The following is a 16,271-nucleotide window of genomic DNA, read 5'->3' as shown; positions in this document are numbered from 1 at the left end:
TAATCGTTTTGGTTAACGATTCAGTTGGTAAAATTCGTTTGCTGTACCGCACCAAAACCGTTCTTTTTCCTGTTCTGATAAGTCACTCACTAATGTTTGTGAAAGAGTCAGCCAGTCAGAGTAATTGCTTTTTAAATTCACCACTGGCCAATCACTGCCCCACATCATTCGGCTTGCACCAAATGTCTGATAGACATGATCAAAATAATGTTGGAAATGAGCGCTACTTTGTTGATCAGCATTCGCTTCGGTAGTTAATCCTGATACTTTGATATAAACATTGGTTAGCGGTTTAAACACCGCTAATTCATCTGCCCATAATTGGAACTCATTTTCAGTGATATTGGGTTTCGCACAATGGTCGATCACAATTTTGAGTTTTGGGTGACGATTCGCAAGGGTATAAATTGTTTTCAAATGTTCTGTTTTAACTAATGCATCAAAGGTCAAATCTAGGTTCACTAAACATTCAAACGTCGGATTAAAGGCTGGATTTAAAATCCATTCGACATCTTCAATGTCTTGCAACATTGGCCGTACACCTTTAAAAAAAGGATTAACTGAAAGCTGCTTTAAACGTTCGACAACAATTTGACTTATTCCATCAAATTGAACCCAGCCAACGACACCAGACACCAGCTCATTTTCAGAGGCCAATTGCAAAAGAAAGTCCGTCTCTTCATCACTATCAGCCGCCTGCACTAAAACCGTATTGCTAGGTAAATTTTTTCCTGCAACTTGAATATAATCCGTCGGTAAAAAATCGCTATACAACTCCGATAACTCAGGCGTCAACCAGCTATAGTCGCCACGACTCAACTGCCAAAAATGCTGATGGCTATCTATAATTTCAGTGCGGGCATCTGTCATTAGTAAGCGTCTCTAGTTGGTAATGGCGCATCTTGTCGCAACAGCCCATCATCTTTAAGCTGAGTCCAAAACGCCTTTGGAATATCGTAGTTAAACAACTCTATGGCTTGATCGACTCGTTTGGCACTGCCCAAACCAGGTATAACTGTCGAGACCGCAGAATGTCCTAGTGGAAATTGTAACGCCGCGGCGGCAAGTGGTACTTGAAACTGCGCGCAGATGTCTTCAATTTTATTAACTTTCGCCACCACTTCAGCCGGCGCAGGTTCGTAGTTGTAGTAAGGTGTAATCTTACTATTTTTAACACCTGTCGCTAGAATCCCCGAGTTATAGGGACCACCTAATATAATGGATGCTCCGTGTTGCTCACATTGAGGTAAAAAAGTGTCTAACGCGTCTTGCTCAAGTAATGAATACCGACCGGCTAATAAGAAACAATCAAATTGACCAATTCCCATAACCCGTTCGCAAATTTCGGTTTCATTTACACCTAGGCCAACGGCTTTAATTACACCTTGGGAACGAAGTTCATCCAGCGCTTTATAACCGCTAGAAGCTAGTTGTTGGTAATAATAAGGGTCTTGCTCACCGTGAGTATCTACGCCAATATCATGTACTAATAAAATATCAATTTGAGCCAAGCCTAAACGCTGTAAACTATCTTCAAACGAACGCATTATGCCGTCGTAGGTATAGTCGTAGTGCGAGTCAAAAGGCATTGGGGTGTCAAAACCGTACCTAAGTTCTTTTACATTTGCTTTGTGATCAGGAGTTAAAGTTCGGCCAACTTTGGTGGAAATTACATAGTCAGATTTAGGTAATGTTCTAAGCGCATCACCTAGTCTTCTTTCGCTTAAACCCAGTCCATATCTCGGTGCAGTATCATAAAGGTTAATCCCCGATGCTTTTGCTGCATCAAGGGTTTCTTGAGCTTCATTATCAGAAATAGCCTTGTATAAATTTCCAAGCGATGCCGCTCCAAAACCAAGTTCTGAAACTTCAAGACCTGTGTCACCAATTTGTCTGTTTTTAAACATCGATTTTCGACTCCACTATCTAATGGTAGGCAAACAAGAAGGACCAATTCCTTCAAACTTTTTGTACGTTAACACAAATTCTTGGTGCCCTAACTCTTCAGATTTAGATTGTTTGCCTTGCGCTACTTCTGTCACCAATTGGTAAATTTCTTCACCAACTTGGTCAACGGTTGCTTCACCGTTGATGACTTTACCAGCATTAATATCCATATCCTCGGACAAGTTTTCATAGGTTTCTGGATTAGCACAAACTTTAATAACAGGAGAAATTGCAGAACCGACAACAGAGCCTCGGCCTGTTGTAAATAAAATGATATGGGACCCAGATGCGATCATTTCGACAATTTCTGCACTATCGACAATGTTTGGAAAACCAAACATCGGGTCGCCGTCAGGTACAACGTCCATTAAATACAAACCACCTTGGGTTGGAATATCACCTGGCTTAATCAAACCATGTATTTTAGAGCTGCCCGATTTAGCGTACGCCCCCATCGATTTTTCTTCTTGAGTAGAAAGGCCACCTTCAGCATTGCCTGGTGCAAAACTTCCGTAGCCCATGCGGGTATAGTAATCTTCTGCTTTCTCGACGGATTTTATAATTTCAACACCAAGCTCTGGCGTTATGGCTCGTTCAGCCATGATCTGTTCACAACCGATTAATTCACCAGTTTCTTCAAACATACAAATAGCATCATCTTCGATAAGCTTGTCAAAGCAACGACCAACCGCAGGATTTGCACCTATACCACTTGTTCCGTCAGAGCCACCACAAATAGTCCCGACAACAAGTTCATTCATGGCCATAGGCACTAACTCAGTTTGATCCGCGATTTCACGAAGTCGGCTAACACTTGATAACCCAGCTTCAATGGTTTTCCTTGTGCCACCTGATTGCTGGATAACAAGTGTTTCTACTGGTCTGCCGCTTGCTTCGACAGTTTTGGCTAATTGCTCGCGGTTAAAGCCTTCACAACCTAAAGAAACAATAAGGACACCACCTACGTTCGGATGACTGCACAAACCTTCCATTATTTTTAACGAATATTCATTTGGGTAACATCCAGGAAAGCCAATGAGTTGTACCTCATCATCAGTTGAGTCAGCAACGACAGAACGAGCAACATGGTGCGCGCATTCCACTAGGTAAGTGACTAATATGACGTTACGAATACCTTTGCGGCCATCCGCTCTTAGATAACCTTTCATGACTCTTCCCCTGTTCGACTCTGGCGTGTGTGGCTAGCAATATAGTCACTTTTCATATTGTGCATATGGATGTGTTCGCCAAATACAATATCCTGTGTAGCGGATCCAATTGATACGCCGTATTTAATAATTTTGTCGCCTTTGCTTATCTCTGTTCTTGCGATTTTGTGGCCGACAGTGATGTCGGTTGTCATAGCAACTTCGACTGTTTCTAAGGTCGTTAAACTGCCAGCAGCCAACTGCTTGCAACATACAAAAACATTGTCAGCTTGGTGCAGCAATACAAAATGTTTGTTTATCATTTTTACATCCTATTGAGATCATTAAGCCAAGCATTCGCCGAGGAACAACTATGACACTCGCAGCTAAACCTAATTTTTATGCGCATCGAAAAGCTATTTCCGGATATCGTGAATTTAAACAACATTCAAGCTCTTCGTCAATAAATTTGTGTATTTTTATATTTAACTCTACACATTTGGTGTATAAAAATAGTCAAACATCATAATCAATACGACCAAATAAGGTTTCAGATAGCCTTTTATTGCCCGCTTAAAAGCGTTTCAAAATGGCCAATTTCGAAATTTCAAAATAGCTGATACTTTGATAACAAAAGAACACCTTAAAAAACGTAAAAATGACTAAATGGCAGGCAATTTAAAAGCCAAGTTTGGGACGTCAAGATGTGAGCGAGCCCATCACTTTATAAACCATCAATAAGGTAAATTTTATTGCTGTTATATGGTGATTGTGAGGTTATAGGAAAAACAGTCGCACCGGTGGGGTATACCAAGACGCGTTGTTAAAAGGTGAATATAAAAGAGTGTAGGACTTGCGACCATGTAAACTAGCATTAAGTTGTGCTTCCCTAACCCTATGCTATTACCTCCGGTGAATAATTTTTCCACCGAAGGTCAGGTTCCGTCTTTTGTGGTTTGGCTTATGCCGCTAAGTAACAGCTAAACTAAGCGTTAACCATTTCACTGAGCTTTTGAAAGGATGCCGACGATTTATCCTTAACATCACAGATGCTAAGTAAGTCATCGATAAAGTGCATAAGTGCGCGGTATTCTATTTGTTTAACAAGAGCTTGCTGAGTTCCCGTCAACATGTGATACATGGTCGCAGCGCCAAAATCACCAACAATAATATTAGCCTCGTCATCAAATAACGTATTGTGAGCATAGAGATCACCATGGCAAACTTGGTTTTGATGTAAGTGTTCAAAGACCTCTGTCATCTGATCTACCATTTTATTTATCTTTGAAATTGGCAAACTCAGACCGGGGGCAAAATTGTCACGAGTGCACGAATCAAAACACGGTGGCAAGCCTAGGTTATAAAAATTATCTGGGATTAATTCCATGATTAGCGCTAAATAGCCAGCTTCATTAACTTGGGCTAATGACTGAATAAGATTAGGATGATTACCTACTTTTAAACACGCTTGCAGTTCGTCTTGAGGATAACCATCGCTGGTCACTTCACCTTTAAATACTTTAACTGCTACGTCTTCTGGAAACTGATTTTGTGGTTTACGCCATTTAGCTTTTGAGATCACTCCCGAGGCTCCTTGCCCAAGCACTTGTTGCAGTTCAAAACTATCGAAACGAACCGTAGGCACATCTTGTATTTTAATGTTAACTTGGCAAAAAGGATTACCAGAAAATGCCAACCATGCCAATTTAGGCAAACCTAATAATTGCTCAGGGCATTCGGTAAGTTGATTAGCTGATATCCTGATAAGTTCGAGGTTGTGTAAATGGCGCAAGCTTTGTGGCAAAGTTTTAAGCTGGTTCCCAGCTAGTGCCAACTTTTGCAATCGTGGGCGATAACCTAACGACTCCGGTAATAACTCTATTTCGTTATCGGTCAAAATCAACCAACGCAACTGTTCTGGTAAAGCCTGTTCTGGAACGTGTTTGATTTGGTTCGCTTTAAAGCCGACCATTTCAAGGTTTTTGCATTGACCTAACACCACCGGCAAACTGGTAAATAAGTTATTAGAAGCAAATACAATCTTTAGCTTGTGCAGTTGGCTAAACTCTGGCGGTAAACTGCTTAGGCGGTTTCCCGACAAATCTAATATCTCTAAACTATCCGCTAGGGTCAAAATTTCCATTGGAAATGAAGTTAAATCTTGTTGGATTTTTAGGTGCTGTGCGCCAACGAGTTCACCAGATTGAAGTTGAGATAGAGTATGCAAAACAAAACGTCCAAATGTTGAAAAACAAATCGCGCGTAGTCTACAAGGTTTTGCCGAAAAAATCAGATGGCGTTACCGACTAATTGTGGAACGCCATCTCAAATTGATGTTGCCGCTTGGCCATTTTAAGTCGCTGTGATAAGCATTTACCAATGGCTCAGGGTAATATCGAGTAGGTGGAACGATGAACAATTAGGCTTCATCGCCACACAAACCCGCATCTGAATTTAGTCTAGTTTTGATTCCAACTCAGTTAATTTGGGCGCATTGGTAACATTTGTCTCGCCATTATTTTTAGTGGCTAAATCACCATACCAATAAGCGCCAACCGCATATCCCATTTCAACGTCTTTCCAGTGCCACACTTCCATATCTAAAGTAAGTGACTTAGAAAATGGCATCGTATCAAGTGAGCGAGTACGTGTTTCAACACTATAACCCTGCGTATTTCGTTCATTTGTCTCTTTGCGATTTAACTGATTATAAACGTTACTCGCCGGTTGAGCATGGAATGGGTGTTGGTAAAAGTCGGTACTTATACCGCCCCACGAATACCCATAATAGTCTTCGGTACCCGTTCCAAAAATTGATGGGAATGTTTCGCCGTCAACATAGATTTTTTCATCGCCTTCACCCCACCAGCGGGCAATCGGATTCCAAATGGTCAACGTATCACCCACATAAACCCCGCGGCCACTTAATTTAACGTAATTCCAGTCTGAGAACGGACGAGTGGCAACAGGATATTCGCCACGCCAGCTCGCATGAAAATAAAGTGAGCTGTCATCCCATTTACGATCAGTGACTTTAACCTGAAGTGTAAAATCGACAGGCTTATTGGACATATTTAAAATCGACACTTTAGCTGTTTTTTGAAATGGCATAACCCAACGAGTCGTTAACTTACCGGCTTTGGTGACCGTTCGATACCAACCTTCAAACGGGTTTAAGCCAACGCCAGTGCCAAAAAATTCACTAATTGGTGTATAGACCGTTTGTTGCCCATCAAATTCTATTTTTAAAACAACTGAACGTGTGATGTTTTTATCACTATAATCATTCAGTTTTAATGACAATTCGTTAATCGCCGACGAGCCGGTATCGATATCTAACGATTTCTCCTCACCGTTGTTTAACGTCCCAGCGATTGCATTAACCTGACCTTCTACTGCTTTGTACGGTGCATTAAGTTGTTTTGCGACTTTTTCCATCAAAGGTATTGCAGCTGTAAACTCTGCCGCAGAATAACTTTCAACTTTAGCTGTTTTGTTATATTCACGATAAGTCATTTGGTAAAAGAACGGGCGTTCCGAAACGGTAATTTTTAGACCTTTGGCATATGGAATTGGATAGAATGAAACCGCAGAACGAAGCGATTCATGCGCAAGTGGGAAGGGTATGGCGCCTTTACCATTTAACAACTCAAACATGTTGCCTTCTAGCACAGGCTCTTTTGCGCCATCTATATAAAAGCGAATGATCGAATTGGTCGTAGCTTTTTTATCATTTTTCCACGGCATCCAAGTACGCACTAAAGCCCCCGGACCTTTTGCATCCATTAAGACCCATTCATTACCATTTGCTGTTTCTTCAATTCTAATAAAGTTTTTATCTTTTTTATTACTGTTAAAATCATGATTTAAAAACCATGTTTCTGGATTTTGTGGATCGTCAGACGCCCTGTTGTAACTAGACTCTTGCTTTAGCCTAAATTCTGCGTCTGGATAATGCGTAATCAAATCCCGGTCAATCATTTCTGTTAAAAGCGACTCTACCGAAATAAGTCTTGCGCCCCTGTCCTCTCCGCTGCTGGTTTTTCCTGACTCCGAATTGTGGGTTAAATTAATAACACTAAGGGCAAGAACCCCTAATAAAACGACAATTACGAAATATCTTAACTTTGGCATTATATTTACCTTATGAGTTACCGCTTATTTTCTACTAAAAACCGAACATTGCACGGGTAGAAACAATCTGATTTTGAAGCTGATAAATGACTATTTTTAAATTTGTAGAAGCTAGGCCAACTGAATAAACGTCAGTGATTCAAAGCTTCTACTTAGATTACTTACTAGAAGCGCGACGTTTACCGACCAATAAGACAAGCGAGCAGATTAGAAATGCAAATGCTGAAGGCTCAGGTACGTCAGTTACACTAAATGTAACGCTGCTATCAACGGATTCATACCCAAAATTAGCCAAGAATATGCCTGTAAACATGCCATCGTTACCCAATAACGTTAGGGTATCTGAACCGGCTGTATGAGCAGTAAAATTAAGCGTTGCTAATGTCACTTGAGCACTGTTAATTGGGTCAAAAGAAACGACAAACTGATCGATATCTGCGCCGCCAGGAAATGACATAAAGTCTAAATTAAATAGACTGTCACCTAAATAATCGACAGTTTGTAATGCTTCATCATTAATATCAAAAGCGAAACCTTCTAACGTTTGCTGCGTTGCATTATCAAATACAACGTCGATAGTAAAATCATCACCTACTTTGATATCTGTAGATGAAATTTCATAGATAATGCCAGCTTGTGCACTTGTAGATAAAATCAAAAAGAGTGAGACCAAACATGTCTTCATCGAGTTTTTTAGTGATATTAGTGTTTTCATTAAAAGTTACCTATTTATTATTGTTTTAAAATGCCGCCACATAAAGAGTTAGTGGCGGCAAGTTGATTGATTATTGTTGACGGTAAATAGCGTAAAGCTGACCGTAATCTAAGCGTGAAATGACACCATCGTTATCAAAGTCAGCAGCGGGCAAATAACCCTCGTCGCTACTTCTTAAACCATAGACAGCCATAAATGCCGTAATGTCACCGCGGTTAATTTCGCCATCGTTGTTAATATCACCAGCAATTTGTGGTTCTGGGAACGTGATGACATAAGCAACAACCGATTTTGCATTTATCTCGGTTTCTGCACTTGTTTCAGTCATTTTAGTAAGTGACATCTGCTCACCTTCTGCCGATGTCCCTTCAAACCAAGCAACACGTTCAATAGTCGCATCACCAAGTTCTTCGCCATTAATATTAAGCGTTGTATCTAAGTGCTCAGCTTCATTGCTATTCATAACCCAAAGGATTAATTTATTGCCATCGCGAAACGCCATGGTTTCAACATTGGCTAAACCTGTTTTTTGGGTTGGAATATAATGCGCACCAGCTGGGGCATGGTTACCAAACATTTTCATGATGTAGTAAGCACGCATACGCTCACCTTCACCTTTGTTCGCGAAATAAATAGCGCGTGTTTCACGCCCGATACCGCGTGACCACGGTTCAAAAAACAATTCACCTTCCATACCTGAACGATAAAACATAGCTCGGCTAGACATTCGACCAATTGGAAAATCCATGTCCAACTCGACACCATAAGTAGGGCCAGTTCCTAGACCCGTTTCAGTGTGCCAAACAGACAAACCCAATTCATTGGCGTTATTAATAAGAGTGGTCCAAGTTGCTTCCGTCGCGTTGTCATAACTATGAGTTGAAATTCCTTTAAACAAACCAAGCGCATTTTGATTTTTGTAGCTGTTTAAAATAGAGATCGCTTGCTTAGTGCCCCAAGTTGATGGTCCTGAAAACTCTGGCTCAGGCACGCCAGCGTAGTCACTTGTTGTTAATAGACGTTTAATTTCTTGTATCACGGCAACTTCGTTTGTTGCTGAAACCACCTGAGACCACTCTTTAACCACGCTCATTACACTAATTGCAACGTCGTTATCACTCATGTACTTGAGATAATCAGCTAAAAATCGTGCGTACTTTTGAATGTTAAGTTTGCTTGGTTCGTAACTACCGCCATTGTGTCCACCGCCGGTATAAATCCAGTCTGGTAGATTATTGGTTGTGCCATACCCGTCATAATCAGATTTTAATGTCGCCCAAAACTTAAGGTTTGGATTAGATTGTCTCGCCATTTTCATTGATAAAACGGCTCTATTGTAAAAAGCCAAATTTGGTGCACCTTCAACTAATTCTTGTTTACGGTCGTAAGACACTCGTGAATAGTCGAATTTAATGTCTTTGAATACCCAATCTGAAATTTGTTGCGAATTACTGGCATTATTTAGGAAGAATTGCGAGCGCTCCATATCTGAGCCCATCAAGGTAATTTCTTGTTGAGGATCAGTTAAGTCAATCGTAATACTGTTTTCAACTTCAACCGGGCGCGACCAACAAAATTTACTTCTACCTGACGCTGGGTCACCAAATACGCTATTTGAGCAAGAGACATCTTCATATACCGTTTTATAAAAGAAAGCGCCTTCTCTGCCATAAGCGACTTCATGATAGTCAGTTAAGTAACATGTATCACCTTCTGAACCGCAATATGTCCATTCTTCGCCCTCTGGCGCAACTGGTTCTTCAGTAACCGGTTGTCTAATCCAGCAGTGCTTGTATTTACCCGGTGCAGCGTCACCGAATACCGCATTTGTACAGCTCGCGCCATCTTCATGGGTTTGAAATGCAAATAACCCATCACGACCAAAAGCGACTTCATATGTGCCTTCAAATGGACAGGTATTACGTTCACCTATGCAAAAAATCCAGCCGGCCCCCTCTGGCGGTGTTAAATGTGATGTATCTTTACGTGTCCAACAGTACTTTCTTTTTCCTGGCAAAGGGTCGCCAAAAACCGAAGGCGCGCAATACACGCCATCAGTATGATATTGATAAGCAAAAGCGCCATTGACCCCAAAAGCAACTTCTTTGCTTCCGTCAAATTCGCAGGTTTCTAACGCGCTAGAACATAAACTCCAGTTAGCACCAGGTGGAATGGTTTCCGCTGCTTGGGAAGCGCCAGCAAATAGGCCTAGACACATAACAAGCATGAGATGTAATGATTTGAAATACGATGCGTATGAGACTTGTGCTTTAGAAACACGAATCTTCCGCTTTCCTCGGTACTGATTTATTCCGTTTTTAATTTGTTGATGATTACTCATAGTAATACCTTTTATTTTTATTATATTTTTCAAATTACCTGTCGACTTTTGGCAGTAAATTCATTCCACTACCGTTTCTTTCATCTTTATTGTTAATACACCTCGGTTAATACGTGAACATTCAACCTTCCTAAATAAACGACGATCGTCACTCGCAAAATACCAACGAATTAACGAAATCAATTTCAACCATAGGTGGTAAAACCGCATGCCCTTACTCCGGCCTAAAATTTAAACAATAGAAAATACGAAAACCGTAAATATTCGTTAATATTTCGAATATTGTTGTGAGGTTGGCGGATATAAAACAATGTCGAGACGTGGTGAAATGGAACTAAATTTCAGGTAGATAAGGTAATAATTTAGGAAAATATGCTGATTGCAAACATGACAAAAAGAGCACGAAGGTCATTAATACGTTCATAGTTTGTAAATAAGAGCGCACATATTTTGGGTTCAGCGCCCTCGAATTACGATTAAAGTGTCATTAATTGCGCTCTATTATTACTCGATAATAAAGTAGGTCATGCTAATTTACCGCTTTTGGTGGTTTTAATTTGCGGGAGCCAGGAACTTTGGATGCGCTAATTTCCGGCGAAAATTGAACCATTTTAATGCTGCCATCTTCATTAAAATCCATACGCTCAAAACTTGCAGAGCGTCGGAAGAAGGTGCCGTCATTAACATCACTCCGATGGTAAAATAAGTACCATTGGTTCTCGAATTCAATTGCAGAAGTATGCGCTGGAGAATCTGTTTGATCCGGTGTCATTGGTCCCATGTGAGTTGCATAGGATGAAGGCAGTGGCGTATCTGACATAAAATATTCAGTCCTTGCCCCGCGGCGCGCTAAAAAGTAGTACTTACCGTCTCGTTTAAACACTGTCACAGCTTCGTTTACCTGCTCTTTTGATAGTCTGATCCAAGGTCCATCTAACTCTGTCATGTTCGATTTGAGTTTCGCGCCCATGACATGCCAACCGGGAGCGCCAATATCCACTTTATGATCATTACCATAAATATAGGCTTGGCCGTCGTCATCAACAAATACGGTTGGGTCAAAAATAGAGGTTATCTTGTCAGTGACTGCTTCTTCCCAAGGTCCGATGGGCGTTCGGCTTTTAGCGACGCCAACATGTGTTTTTTCATATGGAAAGTAGAAATAATACCAACCATCTTTATAGGCAACATCAGGTGCATTCATTTGGCCCGATGCCCAGCTATACTCCCTAGGTTTGAGCACTACGCCGTGATTTATCCAGGTTTTTAAGTCCGATGATTCCAAAACTAAATAATCTTGCATGCTATTAAAACTTTTTGCATCAGGTTGGTCATGAGATGCGTAAACATAGACTTTGCCGTCAAATACTTCAGCGGCAGGGTCAGCTACATACAAAAAACCCGCTTCGCCTTTTTTTAAGATAGGGTTAGAAGGTAACACCTCAGCCTCTTCTGTATTGTCTGTTTTAATAGGGGATGTATTGCACGCAACGAGTAAACTCATTACCAGAGCCATTGTTAATGTTGCCATAACCTTAATTCGTTTTTGATCCATCTAAGTACGCTCATGTTAATTCGGAAAATCTAAATTAAAAAAGGCTGCTAATATTCATTAGCAGCCTTTTTCAGTATTATTCTAAAAGTACCTTGCAATAAAAATACTGCTCTATAAAGGTACTAGACTTTGACTACCACCATGTGGTGTAAAGGGCGATTAGAATGATTACAACAACAACCGTAGCAATATTAAATCCTTTGGTCGTTTCAAAACTGACTTCACTTAAATCAACACTTTCATTACTCGATTCAGCTTTACCTGCAAGCGAAACGATGACGCATAATGCCAAACATAATAAGAAGACAACGCCTACACGGTCCATAAACGGCAGTTCAGGCCAGTAAACTTTGAGTAGTAATGAGAACCCGGCTGAACCTAATGCAGCAGCTAATGCGCCGGCAGATGTCGCTTTAGACCAGAACATACCCATAACAAATATCACAACAATACCCGGCGTAAAGAAGCCCGTGAACTCTTGGATATACTGGAATGCTTGGTCAAACTTACCAAGTAATGGTTCAGCGACAAATAGCGCGATTGTTAGTGATGCTAACGCTGCAACACGGCCAACTTGTACATAATGACGTTGCGACTTGCCTTGTTTCATCTTGGCATAAATATCCATAGTGAATATTGTTGAAATACTGTTAGTCATTGATGCTAATGACGACACAATTGCCGCAACTAATGCCGCAAATACTAAACCTTTAATACCGACTGGCATTAATGACATCATCGAAGGATAAGCTTGGTCAGGTGCGCTTAATTGAGGATATAGAATAACTGCAGCGATACCAGGTACAACAACAATCAACGGCATTAGTAATTTAAGGAAAGCAGCAAACGCGATGCCTTTTTGGGCTTCTTTTACATCTTTAGCCGCTAAAGCTCGTTGAATAATATATTGATTGAAACCCCAGTAGCTGAAGTTCATTATCCACATACCACCAACTAATACCGATATACCTGGTAGGCTCATATAATGTTCATTTTCAGGGGATAAGATCATGTCAAAATGAGCAGGAGCATGTTCAGTTAAAACACTAAACCCAGCGATAAAGCCTTGACCATCAGAAACCGCGTCTAGCGCTAAGTAACTTAGTAACAAACCACCAAAGACTAACAATACAACCTGTAAAATGTCGGTATAAGCAACCGCTTTTAAACCGCCGTATAACGAATAAGCAATAGAGAATACAGCAAGGAAGATCATGCCATACATCCAATCTACGCCTGCTACCGTTTCGATAGCTAATCCGCCTAACCAAAGTACCGCGGTTAAGTTAACAAATACATAAACTGCTAACCAAAATAGCGCTAACGTCGTTTTCACTTTGCTATCAAAACGTTGCTCTAAATACTGTGGCATAGTGTAGATATTGTTTTTCAGGAAAATAGGCAACATGTATTTACCTACAATAATTAGGGTAATGGCCGCCATCCATTCATACGATGCTATTGCGATACCAACCGCATATCCTGAACCAGACATACCGATAATTTGTTCTGCTGATATGTTAGAGGCTATGAGTGATGCGCCAATTGCCCACCATGGTAAAGACTTACTCGCTAAAAAATAATCTTCGGTATTTTTACCGCCTTGTTTATCTTCACGTGAAATCCACAGCGCTAGCATTAGCAGACCTAATACATATGCAATGAATACCGTTGTATCCAACATTTCTAACTTCATTATTGTTCCTTGGGATGGTTCTTATTTTATTATTAGTAAACAAGCGGAACATCAAAAAACCGTATTTTTAATATCAGCAATAATAAGACATTGAATTATTTATATTTTTGACGGGAGATTGTGGGTGCCTAATATACATAACAAATGCCGCAATTTGATTCGATCCAAAAACTTAAAGGGGCTAACAATATGTTGGCCCCTTTAGTTATCTACCATGATAAGTTAGACACGTTAGTCTACTTTTTTAGGAATGATCTTAAATAAATGCGAAGCACTGCCATGTTCTGGAGTTTCATTTATGCCTGTGGCCATATAAACATAAGCCGGTTTGCCATCGATAAATAAGATTTGTGGGCGTTCTAAACGACCATTTATTTTACCGCGATAGACAATAGAGTCTTTGAGCGCCGCTTTGCCAACATAGTGCTCCAATGCTTCAAAAGAGCGTGTAATTTTTTCCTCTGGGAAAAACATGCCGTCATCTGAGCGCCAAAGTAAACCACCACCGTGATCGCCTTTTAAGTTACCAAAATCGCGACTCAGCAAATAGACACTGTCTTTGTACTCAAACGCATAAGCATCTTCAATGCCTGCACGGGTTGTTGCACTTTTGTGATAAGTGTATGGTCCTTCTAAATTATCAGAACTTGCTATACCGTAAGTGAACGCGCCTCTTTTTTTCTTTGGATTTTTCTGAATAACAGATTTTAAATACAACAGATATTTACCATCTTTTTTAATCAGGCTTGGATTAGAAACACCCAGTCTTGCGTGATAATTCCAAGCAGTTTTGTCAGTAGATTTACGTAAAATGGTACCGTCAGCCTCAGCACTTTTAGCCGGTCGCCAGTTACCCTTTAAGTCATCGGCGACAAACATAATAATTCGTTGTGTTTTTAACTGGTTGTTAGAGTTCACTATAAAAGTAAGTACATACTTTCCATCTAAGTATTTAATTGTAGGGTTGTGCGGGGCATTAAAACCGGTGTCCAAATCGGCAACCGCTTTACCAAGATAGGTAAACGGGCCTTCTGGTTTATCGGCGACATAATGGCCTATTTCGCTATCTTTAAACCAACCGCTAAAATTTTTTTGGGTTTTAGTTGGCCATTGGGCAACAAATAAATGCACTTTGCCGTCTGGACCTATAATAGGTGATGCTCCCCATATATGGGTATCTTTTTTCTCCAATACCTTGCCTACATATTCGTAGTCAAAATCATAAGTTTCAGCTTGGCTTAACCCAGGAATTAAGAATAAAAAAGCAAATAAGCTCCTTTTTAAGAAGGCGAATTTCATTTAGTATGCTCCGATAAATGTACTTGGTTTTTCTCGTTATGATTAAAACAAATGATGTAGCAAAAACCGCATTAATTTAATTGTAATAAAAGATAAGCAGCGGAAAATAACGCACTAGCGGTGCTAATCCCTATCAGGAAATAAATGAAATGGTGTTTAAAGCAAGCGCGGAGCATCATGCGAAATAAGTACTTTTATCAAAACAAAATTACAATTTAATGGATCTCTAAAATAGCAATCAGCCGCGTTTCATTACCCACTTTAAATTGCACTTCATCGTCAATTTCTTTACCAAGCAATGCTTTACCGATTGGAGATAGTACAGAGATGACCGTCACGCATTTATCGTCAAATTGCAATTTTAAGCCACCAGCCTCATTGCCCAGTAGATAATATAAAACCTGTTCCTGCTCATTTTCGACACAAACTAATGAGCCGACGTTAACAACAGCTTCACCGTTTAGAGATTTTTCTTTCAACATTTTCCAATCTGCAATGGCCTGTTTAAAACCCTCAACACGTTTAGATTGCCCCTCAGCTAAATAAGCCGCCTCGATGGCAACGGTGTCGTATTGGGTCTCGGCTTTACTTTGGTCATGCGTCGCAAGATCATGGGCATCTTTCGCTGCTTGTACGGCATTTAAAAGAGACTGTTGCAACTCAGCGATCAGAGATTGGATCAGCTCTTGTTTATCAATATGCATTTATAGGGATCACTATTGGTCGAAAGCAAAGCGTTAAATTGCCAACATAAAGAAGGCTAACAAGGTGGTCATTTTAACGTAGTTAGGTGTCTATTAATATGTAAGGCTGGAAATGACAAAGAGATTAACTCAGAAAGCTCGAAGCACATAAGCGGCTCGAGTATCGTGAGATGTTCGGGCTATATTTTGACAACCCGCTATTTAGCGCGCACAAAAACTTCTCAAAAAGGCTACTTATTAAGTTTAATTGGATAAGTGGGGTGATTTTTATTAGAAGAAAAATGGTGCCTCGACCCGGAATCGAACGAGGGACACGGGGATTTTTGATTAGTCAATATACTTTCTATTAGTTACTAGATATGCATGAAATCCAAGAGTTTCAACATTCTGATTTTATGGGAGGGTTACACAAGCCACGGATATTTGTGGTGCTAGTACCCTTCACAGTTTTTTACTCCACCACTAACCTGCAACCTATTAATGCTTTTTACCTTCTGTTCGCGAGTTCGGGCTGCATATACTGCGGGATTGAAAGTGAATTTAAGACCCAATTGATTTTGTAGAAATAAAGAAAAAGACAGAATCAACCCAATTCGATAAAACGTGCGAATACTACTGGATATAAAGGATTTGGGAGATTTTTATTAGGATAAAAATGGTGCCTCGACCCGGAATCGAACCAGGGACACGGGGATTTTCAATCCCCTGCTCTACCGACTGAGCTATCGAGGC

12 protein-coding genes and 1 tRNA gene are annotated in these 16,271 nt (G+C 40.4%); all 13 read right to left on the bottom strand.

Annotation, left to right across the window (positions count from 1 at the left end; translation table 11 throughout):
- Positions 1-12: 12 nt before the first annotated feature.
- Positions 13-870 carry an amidohydrolase gene (locus tag Q4575_RS17820; RefSeq protein ID WP_303523716.1) on the bottom strand — a complete coding sequence of 286 codons (858 nt, stop codon included), beginning with the start codon at positions 868-870 and terminating at the stop codon, positions 13-15.
- Positions 870-1,907 (bottom strand): aldo/keto reductase, encoded by a 1,038-nt coding sequence (locus Q4575_RS17815; protein ID WP_303523715.1) that lies wholly within the window; start codon positions 1,905-1,907, stop codon positions 870-872. Before Q4575_RS17815 ends, Q4575_RS17820 begins: the two co-directional genes overlap by 1 nt.
- 15 nt (positions 1,908-1,922) lie before the next feature.
- Positions 1,923-3,116, bottom strand: a complete 1,194-nt coding sequence (locus Q4575_RS17810) for a UxaA family hydrolase (RefSeq protein ID WP_303523714.1) — start codon at positions 3,114-3,116, stop codon at positions 1,923-1,925.
- Positions 3,113-3,418 (bottom strand): UxaA family hydrolase, encoded by a 306-nt coding sequence (locus Q4575_RS17805; protein WP_215964247.1) that lies wholly within the window; start codon positions 3,416-3,418, stop codon positions 3,113-3,115. The genes Q4575_RS17810 and Q4575_RS17805 overlap by 4 nt, the downstream gene beginning before the upstream one ends.
- Positions 3,419-4,080: 662 nt before the next feature.
- The gene (locus Q4575_RS17800; protein ID WP_303523713.1) at positions 4,081-5,322 is read right to left on the bottom strand and encodes a leucine-rich repeat-containing protein kinase family protein; all 1,242 of its coding nucleotides are present in this window, start codon (positions 5,320-5,322) and stop codon (positions 4,081-4,083) included.
- Between the two features lie 227 nt (positions 5,323-5,549).
- On the bottom strand, positions 5,550-7,229 hold the full coding sequence (locus tag Q4575_RS17795) for a glycoside hydrolase family 172 protein (protein ID WP_303523712.1): 1,680 nt from the start codon (positions 7,227-7,229) through the stop codon (positions 5,550-5,552).
- Between the two features lie 157 nt (positions 7,230-7,386).
- Positions 7,387-7,944, bottom strand: coding sequence for a hypothetical protein (locus Q4575_RS17790; RefSeq protein WP_303523711.1), 558 nt, complete (start codon positions 7,942-7,944; stop codon positions 7,387-7,389).
- Between the two features lie 70 nt (positions 7,945-8,014).
- Positions 8,015-10,285: a dockerin type I domain-containing protein gene (locus Q4575_RS17785; RefSeq protein WP_215964251.1), complete on the bottom strand. Its 2,271-nt coding sequence runs from the start codon at positions 10,283-10,285 to the stop codon at positions 8,015-8,017.
- Between the two features lie 529 nt (positions 10,286-10,814).
- Entirely contained in the window at positions 10,815-11,840 is a 1,026-nt protein-coding gene (locus Q4575_RS17780) for a family 43 glycosylhydrolase (protein WP_303523710.1), read from the bottom strand.
- 133 nt (positions 11,841-11,973) lie between these two features.
- Complete coding sequence (locus tag Q4575_RS17775) at positions 11,974-13,536, bottom strand: sodium/sugar symporter (protein ID WP_272180776.1); 1,563 nt, start codon at positions 13,534-13,536, stop codon at positions 11,974-11,976.
- Positions 13,537-13,767: 231 nt separating this feature from the next.
- Positions 13,768-14,835, bottom strand: coding sequence for a glycoside hydrolase family protein (locus Q4575_RS17770; protein ID WP_215964254.1), 1,068 nt, complete (start codon positions 14,833-14,835; stop codon positions 13,768-13,770).
- Positions 14,836-15,050: 215 nt separating this feature from the next.
- Entirely contained in the window at positions 15,051-15,539 is a 489-nt protein-coding gene (locus tag Q4575_RS17765; RefSeq protein WP_215964255.1) for a GreA/GreB family elongation factor, read from the bottom strand.
- 656 nt (positions 15,540-16,195) lie between these two features.
- Positions 16,196-16,271: transfer RNA gene (locus Q4575_RS17760), tRNA-Phe, on the bottom strand.

Origin of the sequence: Psychrosphaera sp. 1_MG-2023 (assembly GCF_030548245.1) — a bacterium.
In the GTDB taxonomy this organism is placed as follows: Bacteria; Pseudomonadota; Gammaproteobacteria; order Enterobacterales; family Alteromonadaceae; genus Psychrosphaera; species Psychrosphaera algicola.
This window is presented reverse-complemented; position numbering and strand designations above follow the sequence as displayed.

What these genes read in the sequence shown, in the direction of transcription:
- Q4575_RS17780 (WP_303523710.1), bottom strand. Translation starts at nt 11,840, where the DNA reads ATGGATCAAAAACGAATTAAGGTTATGGCAACATTAACAATGGCTCTG.
- Q4575_RS17785 (WP_215964251.1), bottom strand. Translation starts at nt 10,285, where the DNA reads ATGAGTAATCATCAACAAATTAAAAACGGAATAAATCAGTACCGAGGA.
- Q4575_RS17810 (WP_303523714.1), bottom strand. Translation starts at nt 3,116, where the DNA reads ATGAAAGGTTATCTAAGAGCGGATGGCCGCAAAGGTATTCGTAACGTC.
- Q4575_RS17795 (WP_303523712.1), bottom strand. Translation starts at nt 7,229, where the DNA reads ATGCCAAAGTTAAGATATTTCGTAATTGTCGTTTTATTAGGGGTTCTT.
- Q4575_RS17805 (WP_215964247.1), bottom strand. Translation starts at nt 3,418, where the DNA reads ATGATAAACAAACATTTTGTATTGCTGCACCAAGCTGACAATGTTTTT.
- Q4575_RS17815 (WP_303523715.1), bottom strand. Translation starts at nt 1,907, where the DNA reads ATGTTTAAAAACAGACAAATTGGTGACACAGGTCTTGAAGTTTCAGAA.
- Q4575_RS17775 (WP_272180776.1), bottom strand. Translation starts at nt 13,536, where the DNA reads ATGAAGTTAGAAATGTTGGATACAACGGTATTCATTGCATATGTATTA.
- Q4575_RS17820 (WP_303523716.1), bottom strand. Translation starts at nt 870, where the DNA reads ATGACAGATGCCCGCACTGAAATTATAGATAGCCATCAGCATTTTTGG.
- Q4575_RS17770 (WP_215964254.1), bottom strand. Translation starts at nt 14,835, where the DNA reads ATGAAATTCGCCTTCTTAAAAAGGAGCTTATTTGCTTTTTTATTCTTA.
- Q4575_RS17790 (WP_303523711.1), bottom strand. Translation starts at nt 7,944, where the DNA reads ATGAAAACACTAATATCACTAAAAAACTCGATGAAGACATGTTTGGTC.
- Q4575_RS17765 (WP_215964255.1), bottom strand. Translation starts at nt 15,539, where the DNA reads ATGCATATTGATAAACAAGAGCTGATCCAATCTCTGATCGCTGAGTTG.